Origin of the sequence: Georgenia alba (genome assembly GCF_042665525.1) — a bacterium.
Classification (GTDB): Bacteria; Actinomycetota; Actinomycetes; order Actinomycetales; family Actinomycetaceae; genus Allobogoriella; species Allobogoriella alba.
The window spans coordinates 327,814-339,961 of record NZ_JBHTCQ010000001.1 but is presented as its reverse complement, the minus strand read 5'-3'; the positions used below and the strand labels follow the sequence as shown (position 1 = coordinate 339,961).

15 protein-coding genes are annotated in these 12,148 nt (G+C 72.9%); 11 read left to right on the top strand and 4 right to left on the bottom strand.

Going from position 1 to position 12,148, the window contains the following annotated elements; genetic code table 11:
- The first annotated feature begins 34 nt into the window (after positions 1-34).
- Genes ACFQQL_RS01705 through ACFQQL_RS01695 form a run of 3 tightly spaced genes read left to right on the top strand, consistent with a single transcriptional unit; the run spans position 35 to position 1,887 of the window.
- Positions 35-538 carry an RDD family protein gene (locus ACFQQL_RS01705; protein WP_382390621.1) on the top strand — a complete coding sequence of 168 codons (504 nt, stop codon included), beginning with the start codon at positions 35-37 and terminating at the stop codon, positions 536-538.
- 33 nt (positions 539-571) lie between these two features.
- The gene (locus tag ACFQQL_RS01700) at positions 572-1,066 is read left to right on the top strand and encodes a MarR family winged helix-turn-helix transcriptional regulator (protein ID WP_382390619.1); all 495 of its coding nucleotides are present in this window, start codon (positions 572-574) and stop codon (positions 1,064-1,066) included.
- Positions 1,063-1,887: an alpha/beta fold hydrolase gene (locus ACFQQL_RS01695; protein WP_382390617.1), complete on the top strand. Its 825-nt coding sequence runs from the start codon at positions 1,063-1,065 to the stop codon at positions 1,885-1,887. The genes ACFQQL_RS01700 and ACFQQL_RS01695 overlap by 4 nt, the downstream gene beginning before the upstream one ends.
- A 28-nt stretch (positions 1,888-1,915) precedes the next feature.
- On the opposite strand, the gene ACFQQL_RS01690 is transcribed toward ACFQQL_RS01695, so the two are convergent.
- Positions 1,916-2,446, bottom strand: a complete 531-nt coding sequence (locus ACFQQL_RS01690; protein WP_382390615.1) for a CGNR zinc finger domain-containing protein — start codon at positions 2,444-2,446, stop codon at positions 1,916-1,918.
- Positions 2,447-2,484: 38 nt separating this feature from the next.
- Between ACFQQL_RS01690 and ACFQQL_RS01685 the strand changes: the two genes are divergently transcribed.
- The 5 genes from ACFQQL_RS01685 (at position 2,485) to ACFQQL_RS01665 (ending at position 7,442) form a co-directional block, all read left to right on the top strand.
- Entirely contained in the window at positions 2,485-3,453 is a 969-nt protein-coding gene (locus ACFQQL_RS01685; RefSeq protein ID WP_382390613.1) for an EamA family transporter, read from the top strand.
- Between the two features lie 81 nt (positions 3,454-3,534).
- Positions 3,535-4,359 (top strand): siderophore-interacting protein, encoded by an 825-nt coding sequence (locus tag ACFQQL_RS01680; protein ID WP_382390611.1) that lies wholly within the window; start codon positions 3,535-3,537, stop codon positions 4,357-4,359.
- A gap of 9 nt (positions 4,360-4,368) precedes the next feature.
- Entirely contained in the window at positions 4,369-5,469 is a 1,101-nt protein-coding gene (locus tag ACFQQL_RS01675; protein WP_382390609.1) for a DNA glycosylase AlkZ-like family protein, read from the top strand.
- Between the two features lie 141 nt (positions 5,470-5,610).
- Positions 5,611-7,137, top strand: coding sequence for an RNA polymerase sigma factor (locus ACFQQL_RS01670; protein ID WP_382390607.1), 1,527 nt, complete (start codon positions 5,611-5,613; stop codon positions 7,135-7,137).
- Positions 7,138-7,139: 2 nt separating this feature from the next.
- Positions 7,140-7,442, top strand: a complete 303-nt coding sequence (locus ACFQQL_RS01665; protein WP_382390605.1) for a DUF1905 domain-containing protein — start codon at positions 7,140-7,142, stop codon at positions 7,440-7,442.
- 233 nt (positions 7,443-7,675) lie between these two features.
- Here the strand turns inward: ACFQQL_RS01665 and ACFQQL_RS01660 are convergent, their stop codons facing one another.
- Complete coding sequence (locus ACFQQL_RS01660) at positions 7,676-8,143, bottom strand: hypothetical protein (protein ID WP_382390603.1); 468 nt, start codon at positions 8,141-8,143, stop codon at positions 7,676-7,678.
- 331 nt (positions 8,144-8,474) lie between these two features.
- Here ACFQQL_RS01660 and ACFQQL_RS01655 point away from each other — a divergent pair, with 331 nt between their 5' ends.
- Complete coding sequence (locus tag ACFQQL_RS01655) at positions 8,475-9,431, top strand: RNA polymerase subunit sigma-70 (protein WP_382390601.1); 957 nt, start codon at positions 8,475-8,477, stop codon at positions 9,429-9,431.
- Between the two features lie 99 nt (positions 9,432-9,530).
- Positions 9,531-10,139, top strand: coding sequence for a maleylpyruvate isomerase family mycothiol-dependent enzyme (locus tag ACFQQL_RS01650; RefSeq protein WP_382390599.1), 609 nt, complete (start codon positions 9,531-9,533; stop codon positions 10,137-10,139).
- A 22-nt stretch (positions 10,140-10,161) separates the two neighbouring features.
- Here the strand turns inward: ACFQQL_RS01650 and ACFQQL_RS01645 are convergent, their stop codons facing one another.
- Positions 10,162-10,776: a hypothetical protein gene (locus ACFQQL_RS01645; protein ID WP_382390597.1), complete on the bottom strand. Its 615-nt coding sequence runs from the start codon at positions 10,774-10,776 to the stop codon at positions 10,162-10,164.
- Between the two features lie 116 nt (positions 10,777-10,892).
- Here ACFQQL_RS01645 and ACFQQL_RS01640 point away from each other — a divergent pair, with 116 nt between their 5' ends.
- Complete coding sequence (locus tag ACFQQL_RS01640; protein ID WP_382390595.1) at positions 10,893-11,762, top strand: bifunctional helix-turn-helix transcriptional regulator/GNAT family N-acetyltransferase; 870 nt, start codon at positions 10,893-10,895, stop codon at positions 11,760-11,762.
- A 4-nt stretch (positions 11,763-11,766) separates the two neighbouring features.
- Here the strand turns inward: ACFQQL_RS01640 and ACFQQL_RS01635 are convergent, their stop codons facing one another.
- Positions 11,767-12,120, bottom strand: coding sequence for an MmcQ/YjbR family DNA-binding protein (locus ACFQQL_RS01635; RefSeq protein WP_382390593.1), 354 nt, complete (start codon positions 12,118-12,120; stop codon positions 11,767-11,769).
- Positions 12,121-12,148 lie beyond the last annotated feature (28 nt).

The window sequence follows — 12,148 nt, the reverse complement described above, 5'->3', positions numbered from 1 at the left end:
CGCCGGTGCGGGCGCCGCCTGGGAGACTCCCGTCATGAACCGCCTCGCTGGGCGCCGGATCGCCGCCTACGCGCTGGACATGACCGGCTACCTCGGCATCGCCGCCGCGACCGTTCCGCTCGGTCTCCTCGCCAACCGCGCCGGGCTGGGTGAGTCGCGCGCGTTCGTGATGTCGGCCAGCGCCGTCCCCGTCGTGATCGCGACCGCCGTCGCGACGCGCGCCGAGTCCGGCGGGGCCACCTGGGGCAAGCGACGCCTCGGCCTCGGCGTCGAAGGTGCGGGCGGCGGACCGCTGCCCGTGAGCCGGGCGCTGGGCCGCAACGCGCTCAAGATCGCCGTCCCTTGGCAGCTCGGGCACGTCGTGGCGATCGGCGCCACGTTCGGCGGGTTCGAGCGGCCCGACCCGCGCCTGGTCGCGACGGCCGTGGCGACCTACGCCGTGATCGGCGTCGGGCTCTGGGGCGTGCTGCGCCGATCCGGCGTCACGCTGCACGACGCGGCGAGCGGCTCCCGTGTCGTGACGGCCCAGACAGGTTGACAATTTACTTGTCGTACTGACAAGTTTGCTGTCATGCCTCGCACGTCATCCGGCGAGCGTCTGTACGACGCGGTCCGATACATCCGCCCCGTGCACCAGTACTCCGCCCAGGTGGTCACCGAGGCTCTGGCGGGCAGCGAGCTGACGATGCCGATGCGGGCTGTGCTCGAGCGCCTGCACGACGTCGGACCGCAGACCGTGCCGCAGATCGCGCGCTGGCTGTGGGTCACCCGTCAGGGGGTGCAGCGGCTGGTCGACGACGCCAAGCGCCTCGGCCACGTCGAGACCCGGCCGAACCCCGAGCACCGTCGCTCGCACCTCGTCGTGCTCACCGAGGCCGGGCGGCGTGCCTACGAACGCGTCCACGAGGACGAGCTCCAGGTGCTCGACCGCATCGCGTCGGGTCTGACGCCCGGCGACGTCGACGCGTGCGTGCGCGTGCTGTCCCACCTGACCGAGGAGCTCCGCGCCCGGGTGGACCCCACCCCGGGACGGCTCGCCGCGCGCGGGCGGACGGCGGCGGGATGAACCGGCTCGACCTCGCCGACGGCCACCTCGCGTACAGCAGCCGCGGCTCCGGGCGGCCCCCGGTCCTGCTGCTGCACGGCGGTCACCTCGACCACCGCATGTGGGACCGGGAGGTCGAGGGCCTCGGCCGGAGGACCCTCGCCGTGGCTCCGGACGCGCGGACCCACGGCCGGTCCGCAACCGCCCGCGCCCCGTTCCGGCACTGCGACGACGTCGCGGCACTCGTCCGGCACCTGGACGCCGGCCCGGCGGTCCTCGTCGGCGTCAGCATGGGCGCGGGCGCTGCGGTCGACACCGCGCTCGAGCACCCCGACCTCGTGCGGGCACTGGTGCTCAGCGGCGCCGGCACGAACGAGCCGGAGTTCTCCGAGCCATGGGCTCTCGCCCTGCTTGCGCGGGCCGAGGACGCGATCCGCCGGACGGACGCGGCCGCCTGGGTCGAGACCATGCTGGAGCTCGGCGTCGGACCGGGCCGGACGCTCGAGGACGTCGACCCCACCGTTGTGCAGCGGCTCCGGAAGATGCTCGAGGACTTCGTCGCCACGCACGTCGGCCCCGGGCTCGTCCCGCCCGACCACGTGGCCGGCTCCTGGCAGCGGCTGCCCGAGATCCAGGTTCCGGTGCTCGGCGTCGTCGGCGCCCTGGACTCGATCGACCACCAGCGCATGTGTGAGCGCGCCGTGCGCAGCGTCGCCGACGGTCGCGGCGTCGTCCGGGTCGACGGCGCCGCGCACTACCCGAACCTCGAGCAGCCCGCGGCGTGGGATGCCGCGGTCGAGGCGTTCCTCGACGACGTCGGGGTGCCGGTACCGCAATCCTGACGAAGGCCGGCCAGGCCCGGGCAGGACGTCACCGGCGGCGCGCCCGGTAGGCCGCCACCGCGTTGCGGTTGCCGCAGGCGGGGGAGCAGAACCGCTTGGAGCGGTTCCGGGAGAGGTCGAGGACGACCCCGTCGCAGGTCTCGTCCGAGCACACGTCCAGTCGCGACATCTCGTCGGAGCGGATGACGTCGATCATCGCCATGGCCGTCTCCACCGCGATGCGCTCGGCCAGCGGGGCGTCGTCGTCCACCGCGTGCACGTGCCAGTCGACGTCCCCGTGGCGAACCAGCCGCGGGAGGGCGCCGGCGTCCCGCAGCAGGTCGTTCACCAGCTCGGCCGCGGTGTCGCGGTCGCTCGTCAGCAGCGTGCGCAGCCGGGGCCGCAGCCGGCGGACCTCCGCCAGCTCGTCCGCGCCGCCGGTGTGCCGGCCGGTGTAGCCGTGCTCCGCGAAGAACGCGTCGAGGTCCGCCGTCGTCCGCATCGTCTCCGGCTCCGACGCCGAGTTCACCAGGGCGACCGCCGCCCGCAGCGACACCTCCGTGTCATGGGCGAAAAGCATGTTGACACGTTACACCGGCCGCTCTAGCGTCATGGGTCATGACGACTGTTGCCCATGACACTGCGTCGGCCTCGAGATCCCGGACGACGGCGGGACTCGCCTTCGCGATCGCCTCTGCCGCCTCGTTCGGGCTCTCCGGCCCGATCGCCGGCGGCGTGATCGAGTCCGGCTGGTCCCCGAGCGCGGCGGTCACGGTACGGATCCTCGGGGCGTTCCTCGTGCTGGTCGTGCCCGCGGCGATCGCGCTGCGGGGTCGCTGGGGCCTCGTCCGCGCCGAGGCCGGCCGGATCGCGGTGTACGGCTCGCTGGCCATGGCCGTGCCGCAGCTGTGCTACTTCTACGCGATCACGCACATGTCGGTCGCACCGGCCATCCTCATCGAGTTCCTGGCCCCGGTCGCCGTGGTCGGGTGGCTGTGGCTGCGCCACGCGCAGCGGCCGGGCCGGCGCACAGTGGCGGGCGCCGTCGCGGCGCTCGCGGGCCTGGTACTGGTCCTCGACGTGGTCTCCGGTGCGCAGATCAGCCTGGTCGGGGTCGCCTGGGCGCTGGGCGCGATGGTCGGCTGCGCCGCGTACTTCGTCATCTCGGCGGACGAGCGCTCCCAGCTCCCGCCGATCGTGCTGGCGGCCGGCGGGACGCTCGTCGGGGGCCTCGCGCTGCTGGTGGCCGGCCTGGTGGGCGTGCTGCCCCTCCGTGCGACGACGGTCCCCGTGAGCTTCGCCCTCGGCACCGTGCCGTGGTGGCTGCCGCTGCTGCTCCTGGCGGTGGTCACGGCGGGCCTCGCCTACGTCACGGGCATCGCGGCCGCGCGGCGGCTGGGCTCGCGGCTGGCCTCCTTCGTGGCGTTGAACGAGGTGCTCTTCGCGGTCGTCTTCGCCCTCCTGCTGCTGAGCCAGCTGCCCGGACCGGTGCAGCTCGCCGGCGGGGTGCTCGTGGTCCTCGGCGTGGTCCTGGTGAAGCTGGGCGAGCCGGTACGGACCGAGCCGGAGCCGATGCCGGTGGAGTGAGCCGGGCAGAGGAGGGGCGCTGCACGCTCCGGCGTCGGCAAGTAAGGTGAACCTAAGTCGTCACCTGTCGCAGGAGTCTTCGTGTCGCCTCCCCACCGTCCGCCCAAGCCGCAGATCGTGCTGGAGGTGCAGCGTGTCGAGCGCCTCGCCCCGCACCTGATCCGCGTGGTCGCCGGCGGCCCGGGGTTCGCCAGCTACGAGCACAACGCGTGCACGGACCGCTACGTCAAGCTCCTGTTCGCCGATCCCGAGCTGGGACTCACCCCGCCGTACGACATGGCCGCGCTGCGCGAGCAGCTACCGCCCGAACGGATGCCGAGCCGGCGTACGTACACGTTGCGCTGGGTCGACCTCGATACCGAGGAGCTCGCCATCGACTTCGTCACCCACGGCGACGGCGGCCTCGCCGCCCCGTGGGCCGAACGGGCCCGCCCGGGTGACACCCTCGTCATGTCCGGCCCCGGCGGTGGCTACGCCCCGGACCCGACGGCCGACTGGCACCTGCTGGCCGGTGACGACGCGGCACTGCCCGCCATCGCCGCCGCCTTGGAGGCGCTGGACTCCCGCGCCGTCGGCACTGTCGTCGCCGAGGTCGACGGCCCCGAGGACGAGATCGCGCTGGCAGCCCCGCCCGGGGTGGAGGTGCGCTGGCTCCACCGCGCGGGCGCCGAGCCGGGCACCACGCGGCTCCTCGAGGACGGCGTGCGAGCCGTGCCATGGCGTCCGGGCCGCGTCCACGTCTTCGCGCACGGGGAGCGCGAGGTCATGAAGGCGCTGCGCGACTACCTATTCGGCGAGCGCGGTCTGGCTCGGGAACACGTCTCGCTCTCCGCCTACTGGGCGCACGGCCGCGCCGAGGACCGCTTCCAGGCGGAGAAGCGCGAGCCCATCGGCAAGATCCTCTGAAGCGGAGCCATGGACGGCGGCCACCGGCTCACCCGGGACCAGGCACGACGGATCGCCGTCCGCGCCCAGCTCCTCACGGACCCGCGGCCTACCGGCCTGATGGACGTGGTCCGGCACCTCAGCCTGCTGCAGAACGACCCCACGACCGTGGTCGCACCGAACGCCGAGCTCGTGCTGTGGACCCGGCTCGGCGACGCTTACGAGCCCGGTGATCTCGGGGACGCGGTCGATCGCGGCGACGTCGTCGAGCTGCAGGGCATGCTCCGGCCGGCGGCGGACATCGCGCTGTACCGCGCCGAGATGGCGGCCTGGCCCGGAGCGAGCACCGGGTGGCCCGAGGCACAACGGCGCTGGGTGGACGCCAACGACGACTGCCGCCGGGACGTCCTGGCCGTGCTCGACGAACGGGGTCCGCTCCCGGCCGCGGCGCTGCCGGACACCACTCTCGTTCCGTGGCGCTCCAGCGGCTGGAACAACGACCGGAGCGTGCGGATGCTGCTCGACCTCATGGTCGCGCGCGGAGAGGTCGCCGTCGCGGGGCGTGAGGGCCGCGTCCCGCTGTGGGATCTCGCGGAGCGCGTCTATCCCGACGGACCGACCGTGCCGCTTGAGGAGGCGCGCCGCGAACGGGATCGCCGCCGCCTCGCCGCGCTCGGTATCGCGCGTCCGCGGACCACTGCGACGCCCGTGGAACCCAACCACGTCGGCGAGGCCGGTGAGCCGGCGGTGGTCGACGGCCTGCGCGGGACGTGGCGGGTCGATCCGAGCTACCTCGAGGGCGACGGCGAGGACCGGGCAGCCCTGCTCTCCCCGCTCGACCGCCTTGTGTTCGACCGCAAACGGATGACCGAGCTCTTCGCGTTCGACTACCAGCTCGAGATGTACAAGCCGGCCGCGAAGCGCCGATGGGGCTACTGGGCCATGCCGGTGCTCCACGGCGATCGCCTCGTCGGGAAGCTCGATGCAGCCGCCGACTTCGACGCCGGGGCGCTGCGCGTGCACGCACTCCACGAGGACGGTCGATGGTCCGCGACGTTGCGCAGCGACGTCGAGCGCGAGGTTGCGCGGCTCGCCGCCTGGCTCGAGCTCGCGGTGCGTCCGACGGACTGAGATCCGCGCCAGCGCACCGGTCGTGGCAGACGCAACCTCGACATCCTGCCCCGTGCAAGGCAGGCTATGACCGCTGGCGAGCGGATCTCGCCGGCTGACAGGGTCGTGCCGAGCGGCCGTGCCGAGCGTCGGGAGAGGTACGTGGCTGACACCACGGTGGACCAGCCTGCGCTCGACGAGAACCTCGATGCGTTCGGCGAGATCTACCGCGCGCACGCCGTGGAGCTGCTCGCGTACGCGCGCGGGCTCACGCCCGACCCGGGCCAGGCCGAGGACTGGGTGGGTGAGGTGTTCGCGCGCACGCTCGCTGCCGTGCGGCGCGGCAACGGCCCGACGTCGAACGTCCGCGGGTATCTCTTCGCCACGCTGCGCAACGTGCGGCACGAGTTCTATCGTCGCGGTGCGCCGATGCCCGTGGACGCCGTGCCCGAGGAACACCCCGAGCTCACGGTCCCGGACCGCACCGACGAGCTGCTCGACGGCGAGGTGGCCGCGTCCGCGCTGAAGAGCCTGCCGGAGCGGTGGCAGGAGGTCCTCGTGCTCACCGCCGTCGAGGACCTGCCGGTCGACGACGTCGCGGAACGGCTCGACATGTCGCCGAACGCCTGTGCCCAGCTGGCCCGCCGGGCCCGCGAGGGGCTGCGGTCGGCGTACCTGCAGAAGCTCCTGCCGACCACGAAGAACCGCGAGTGCAGCCAGCACCGGTCACTGCTCGTGAGACGGGTCCGCGAACGTCTGCCGCACCGGCAGAGCCGCAACGTGGACCGTCACCTCAAGGTCTGCGTCCCGTGCGCGAGCGCGGCTGCGCTGATCGCCTTCGAAGCCATCCGGATGCGGACGCTGCCGGACTGGCTGTTCTTCGCGAGCGGTGCGTCGAAGGGTGCCCTCGTGATCAAGGGCGGTGCGGTCGCCGCGGCCGGCGGCGCCGCGGCGGGCTCGACAGCGGCCGGCGGGCAGGCGGGCTCCTCCGGCTCCGCGTCGAGCGGGAACACGGGCGTGATGGCCACCGTGGTCGGTGCGGTCGCCGCCGTGGCGGTCACCGTCGTGGCCGTCGCCGCCACCCAGCCGCACGAGCCGCCTCCCGCCGACGCGGGTCCCTCGCCGTCCGCGGCCGCATCCGACCCCGCTCCGTCCGCAGACCCCGGCACCGGGCCAGCGCCGTCGACGGATGCCGAGCCCAGCAACGAGCCCAGCAACGAGCCCAACGACGAGCCGAGCGACTCGGTTCCCCCTGAGCCTGAGCCGGCGCCTGAGCCTGAGCCCGCGCCTGAGCCTGAGCCCGCGCCGGAGCCTGAGCCCGCGCCTGAGCCCGCGCCTGAGCCTGAGCCTGAGCCCGCGCCGGAGCCTGAGCCCGCGCCTGAGCCCGCGCCTGAGCCTGAGCCTGAGCCCGCGCCTGAGCCTGAGCCCGCGCCTGAGCCTGAGCCGTCACCCGAGCCCACGCCTTCACCGGCTCCGACGACGCCTTCACCGGCTCCCACGCCTTCCCAGCCACCATCGGACCAGCCGGAGCGCCCAGCCCGCAGCGGCCCCCTGCAGGAGACCGTCGAGTGCGTCACCGACACCGTCGTCCGGTCACCGCTGGCCGGGCTCGGTGATGATGACGGGGGTCTGCTCGGTCGCACCGGGGAGGCCCTCGGCTGCGTCGGCGGGACCGGCGGGAGCAACTGAGGATGAGCTCGCCGGGGGACCTGACCTTCGACGGCGAGATCATCTACTGGCGGGGGCCGGCGCCCCACCTGTTCGTCCGTCTGCCCGAGGCCGAGAGCGCGGAGATCCAGGACATCTCCGGCGAGGTGAGCTACGGCTGGGGATGCATCGCCGTCCGCGCCGCCATCGGCGGGACCGAGTTCACGACCGCCCTGATGCCCAAGGACGGGCGCTACCTGCTGCCCGTCAAGGTCGCGGTACGTCGCGCCGAGGGTATCGACGAGGGCGACGTCGTCACCGTCCGGATGTCCATCCAGGCCTCCTGACGCTGTGTGACGCAGGTCACACAAACGCGCATCATCACGATGCGCTGTTCCCGTCTTCTCGGGTGGAGGGAGACCTCCACGCACCGGCACGTCGCACTGGCGCGCTGGCCCGACTCGCAGGGGGCGCCGGGCCGGCCGCCGGTGCGACACCGTTGCTCCATTGACCTGATGTCGGACAGCGCGACGGCGCCGACGGGCGCCCGTTCAGCCCTGCGCGCGACAGGATCCATCGCTCAGGTCAGAACAGCTCTCTCGGTCAAGGTCCGGCAGTACGCCCACACCGCCAGGTTCACGGCCGCGACGCCGGCATCCCAGGCCGCTGTCCCCGGACCGAGGGCTTCCCACCGGCCCAGGAACCCGAGCGTGATGGCCATCAGCACAACCTGCACGACGGCGGCAAGCAGAGCGAACGGGGCGGCCCTCCGTGACCGCGCGAGCATGAGGATCGGCGCCGCCGTCCCGGCGAGGAGGACCACGGTCCACAGCAGGCGCAGCGTGACCGGATAGTCGGTGAAGTACTGCACTCCGGCCTCACCCCAACCCTGTGCCTCGACGTAGGCACGATCGGGACCGAGCAGGCTGACGTAGTCCCAGATGCCGCCCACGTGGAGGCCGAGCACGAGCACGGCGACGACCCAGAGATGCCAGGGCACAGTCGCCCGTGGGCGCCGGACCGTGCCGCGGGCAGTGAGTCCTCTCATCCACGTCCTCCGTCAGGGTGCGGTCCGTCCGATGAACTCTCCTCACGAGACGTCGTGAGGTGCCGTCATGTGAGGCGGAGCGGGTCGGATGTGAGCCGGCTCCGACTCTATGTGATGCAAGTCACACAGACGAGCGTCATCACCATTCCCCGATCCCGTCTTCTCGGGTGGAGGGAGACCTCCACGCACCGGCACGTCGCACTGGCGCGCCGGCCCGACTCGCAGGGGGCGTCGGGCCGGTCGCCGGTGCGACGTTCTGGTGGGCCGGCAACAGACCGACCTCACGCCCAGAGCCTTGTCGTCGAGCCGATGCTCTGTGACTGTGGCTGCCGTGAACGTGTCCGCCGCCGTACCCGTCGAGGACCTCGAGGCACTCCGGGGCCGGCTCACGGGCTACTGCTACCGGATGCTCGGCGCCGCCGCCGACACCGACGACGCCGTGCAGGAGACGCTGCTGCGGGCCCATCGCAGCCTCGACAGGTACGACCCCGCGCGTGGCCGGCTCAGCACCTGGGTGCACGCCATCGCCACGAACATCTGCCTGGACATGCTGCGTGGGGCCCGCCGGCGAGCACTGCTCGTCGACGCACCACCCACGTCCGGCGGCGACATCGGGCCGCCACTGCCGCCGGAGAGGTTCGTCGAGCCGATGCCCGACTCCCGGCTGCTCGGTGCGGCCGATCCGGGTGACGTCGTCCTCCGGCGTGAGACGGTACGGCTCGCCTTCGTGGCCGCCCTGCAGCATCTCCCGCCACGCCAGCGGGCCGTCCTGGTGCTCCGGGACGTCCTCGCGTTCAGTGCCGCGGAGACCGCCGAGATCCTCGGCACGAGCGTCCCCGCCGTGACCAGCGCGCTGCAGCGGGCCAGGACGACGCTCGAAGCCGTGCGACCGGACCCGGCCGACGTCGTCGACCCGAAGGACGCGAGCCAGCAGGAGCTCCTGCGCCGGTACGTCGAGGCGTTCGAGGCCCACGACATCGCCGGCCTGACCGCGCTGCTCCGCGAGGATGCGATCAGCTCCATGCCGCCGTTCGCCTTCCGGCTCGACGGCCGGAAGCAGATCGCGGCGGCCCTCGACGCCAGCGATGCGTGCGCACATGACCGACTTCTCCCGACGGCGATCAACGGCTCCCCGGGCCTGGGCCAGTACCGGCCGGACGACGACGGCGTCCTGGGCCCCTTCGCGCTCGTCCTTCTCGAGCTGCGCGACGGTCTGGTGGCGCACACGGTCACCTTCCTCGGCACGGCCGACCGGTTTGCCGAGTTCGGGCTTCCCGCCAGACCCTGAGCCGACCCCCGGGTCTTGCGAGGCCCGCCGATGAGTTTCCGTACCTGTGCTCGTACCAGGAGTGACAAGCACGCGCACACGAGTACGGGAGGACCGCACATGACCACCGACACCGCGACACTGCAGGCCGCCACCTTCGCCGAGCGCGAGCGCCTCGTCGGCCTGCTGGCCGGACTGACCCCTGAGCAATGGGCGACCCCGTCGTTGTGCGAGGGATGGCGGGTCCGCGAGGTCGTCGCCCACATCACGATGGCCTACCGGATCTCCGGTCCGGCGTTCTTCGCCGGGCTCCTCCGGTCCTGGTTCAGGTTCCACAGGTATGCGGACCGAGCCGCGAAGGCGGACACCGCGAAGCTCACCGACGCCCAGTTACTCGAGGTGCTCCGGGAGAACATCCGTCACCCCTGGCAACCTCCGGGCGGCGGACAGGCCGGAGCGCTCAGCCATGACGTCATCCACGGCCTGGACATCACCGAGCCGCTCTGCCTGCCGCCCGTCCCGCCCGAGCGGATCGCCCTCGTGCTCGACGGCTCCGGCGGACGCGACTTCGACTACTTCGGTGTCGATCTGCGCGGTACGCGCCTGATCGCGACCGACGCTGAGGTGAGGGTCGGCGACGGCCCGGACGAGGTCACGATGCCGGCGAAGGACGTCCTGCTCGTCCTCACCGGCCGGCGACCGATGCCTGGCCGCAAGCGGACGGTCTGACGTCCTGACGCGCTGCCGTCGACTAGCCAGTGGGCGCCCCCACCTCCCGGGCGAGCCGGAGGAGGAGGTCTTGCACCTGCGGCGGGTAGGGCGAATCGGCCAGCGTCGCCTCGACGGCCGCGACGTCGACGGCTCGGCCGCCACGACGGGCCCGGACGGCCTCGGCGAGCACGTACTGCCACGTCGGGTCCGTTCCCTCCGCCGTCGCCTCGTGCGGGCGCGGCAGGGCGGGGTTGTGCGTCAAGGCGTGCTCCAGCCGGGCGCGCGCGGCCGGCGTCGGGGCGGCGAGCACGCGCCACCGCGGCCCGGACGCGAACAGCACATCCCGGGTCCAGACGCCGAGGTCGACCTCGAGGCCGGAGGGCAGGAGCGCGCAGAGCACGACGACGCCCGGCCGGTGCCACCACGCGGTGACCGCCAGCGCGTCGAGCGCGCCGAGGAAGCTGCGGGCCTGCGCGAGGACCGCATCGTGCGTGCCTGGGCGCGCGACGGCGACCAAGTCGACGTCCGACCACTCGTCCCGGAAGCCCGTGACTCCCGAGCCGACCTGCACCAGACCGTCGAGCTGCGGGACGGTCGACGTCCACGTCAGGGCGCGGTCCACGACCTGCTCGCGCTCCTGCTGCCATCCCGTCATGCCACCACCAGACCACAGCCGCACGGGCTTGTGCACAGTGTTGCGCGCAGTGTTGACGGGCCTGGCGGCATTGGCGGGCCTGGCGGCGAGAGCAATACCTGACTAAGGTCAGAGATATGGCGAGCTCCGCGGTCCTGCGGCACTTCAACCGCACCTACACCCAGCGCATCGGCGTCCTGGAGGACTCCTTCCTGGGCACCGGCCGGCCGCTCGGCGTCTCGCGGCTGCTGTTCGAGATCGGGTCGGCCTCGGCGGGCGCCACGGTGGCCGAGCTGCGCGAGCGGCTCGACCTCGACTCCGGCCACGTCTCCCGGATGCTGCGTCGCCTGGAGCGCGAGGGGCTGGTCCGGGTGACGCCCGACCCGGCCGACCGTCGTCGTCGAGTCGTCCATCTCACCGACGCCGGTCGCACGGCCTGGGCCGAGCTGGACCTGCGGTCCGAGGAGCGGGCGGCGCGGATCCTCGAGGTGCTCACCCCGCGGCAGCAGCAGCGCCTCGACGAGGCGCTCGCCACCGCGGACCTCCTGGTCCGCGCCGCGACCGTGCACCTGCGCGAGGTGGCCGCCACGGACACGATCGCTCGCCGCGCCACGTCGCGCTACTACGACGAGCTGGCCGCGCGCTTCCCCACCGGCTTCGATCCAGAGACGGCCCCCGAGCCCGACGCCACCTACGTCGTCGCCACGAGCGACGGCGAACCGGTCGCTTACGGCGGCATACGGCCCGCCCCGCAGGCAGGCACCGCGACGGCGGAGATCAAGCGGATGTGGGTGGACCCGGAGTGGCGCGGCGCCGGCCTCGGGTCGCGGATGCTCCGTCACCTCGAGGGCCTGGCCGCCGGACAGGGCTACGCGCACGTGGTGCTCGACACCAACGCCACGCTCGCCGAGGCGATCGCCATGTACGAGCGGGCCGGGTACCGCCGGATCGAGCGGTACAACGACAACCCCTACGCGGAGCTGTTCTTCGCCAAGGAGCTGACCTGATCCCTTACCCCGGGTCGCTCCCGTCGGCGACGTAGCGGCGAGATTCCTCGAGCAGGCCGGACCACAGCTCTGCGTGTTCGAGCGAGATCCCGACCCACTCGCGGGCGGCGTTCCGGCCGATGCGAGTGCGTTCCGCGACACCTTGGTCCACCAGCGCCGTCGCCCTGTCCGCGGGCACCTTGACGATGAGCTCGCCCTCGGTGCCGACGAAGCCGAACACCTTGCCGTGGACCTTCAGTGCCGGGCTGCCGAACATCGTGGCGCCGTCGACTCCGGGCAGCGCGCGAAAGCGCTCGGAGAGCGCGTCCAACGCTCGGATGCCGCGGGAGCGACGGGACCGGTCGCCGTCGGTGGTCACGGCCATCATTCTGCCTCGCTCGCCTGCT

What these genes read in the sequence shown, in the direction of transcription:
- ACFQQL_RS01690 (WP_382390615.1), bottom strand. Translation starts at nt 2,446, where the DNA reads ATGCTTTTCGCCCATGACACGGAGGTGTCGCTGCGGGCGGCGGTCGCC.
- ACFQQL_RS01695 (WP_382390617.1), top strand. Translation starts at nt 1,063, where the DNA reads ATGAACCGGCTCGACCTCGCCGACGGCCACCTCGCGTACAGCAGCCGC.
- ACFQQL_RS01645 (WP_382390597.1), bottom strand. Translation starts at nt 10,776, where the DNA reads ATGACGGGATGGCAGCAGGAGCGCGAGCAGGTCGTGGACCGCGCCCTG.
- ACFQQL_RS01665 (WP_382390605.1), top strand. Translation starts at nt 7,140, where the DNA reads ATGAGCTCGCCGGGGGACCTGACCTTCGACGGCGAGATCATCTACTGG.
- ACFQQL_RS01675 (WP_382390609.1), top strand. Translation starts at nt 4,369, where the DNA reads ATGGACGGCGGCCACCGGCTCACCCGGGACCAGGCACGACGGATCGCC.
- ACFQQL_RS01640 (WP_382390595.1), top strand. Translation starts at nt 10,893, where the DNA reads ATGGCGAGCTCCGCGGTCCTGCGGCACTTCAACCGCACCTACACCCAG.
- ACFQQL_RS01650 (WP_382390599.1), top strand. Translation starts at nt 9,531, where the DNA reads ATGACCACCGACACCGCGACACTGCAGGCCGCCACCTTCGCCGAGCGC.
- ACFQQL_RS01660 (WP_382390603.1), bottom strand. Translation starts at nt 8,143, where the DNA reads ATGAGAGGACTCACTGCCCGCGGCACGGTCCGGCGCCCACGGGCGACT.
- ACFQQL_RS01705 (WP_382390621.1), top strand. Translation starts at nt 35, where the DNA reads ATGAACCGCCTCGCTGGGCGCCGGATCGCCGCCTACGCGCTGGACATG.
- ACFQQL_RS01700 (WP_382390619.1), top strand. Translation starts at nt 572, where the DNA reads ATGCCTCGCACGTCATCCGGCGAGCGTCTGTACGACGCGGTCCGATAC.
- ACFQQL_RS01685 (WP_382390613.1), top strand. Translation starts at nt 2,485, where the DNA reads ATGACGACTGTTGCCCATGACACTGCGTCGGCCTCGAGATCCCGGACG.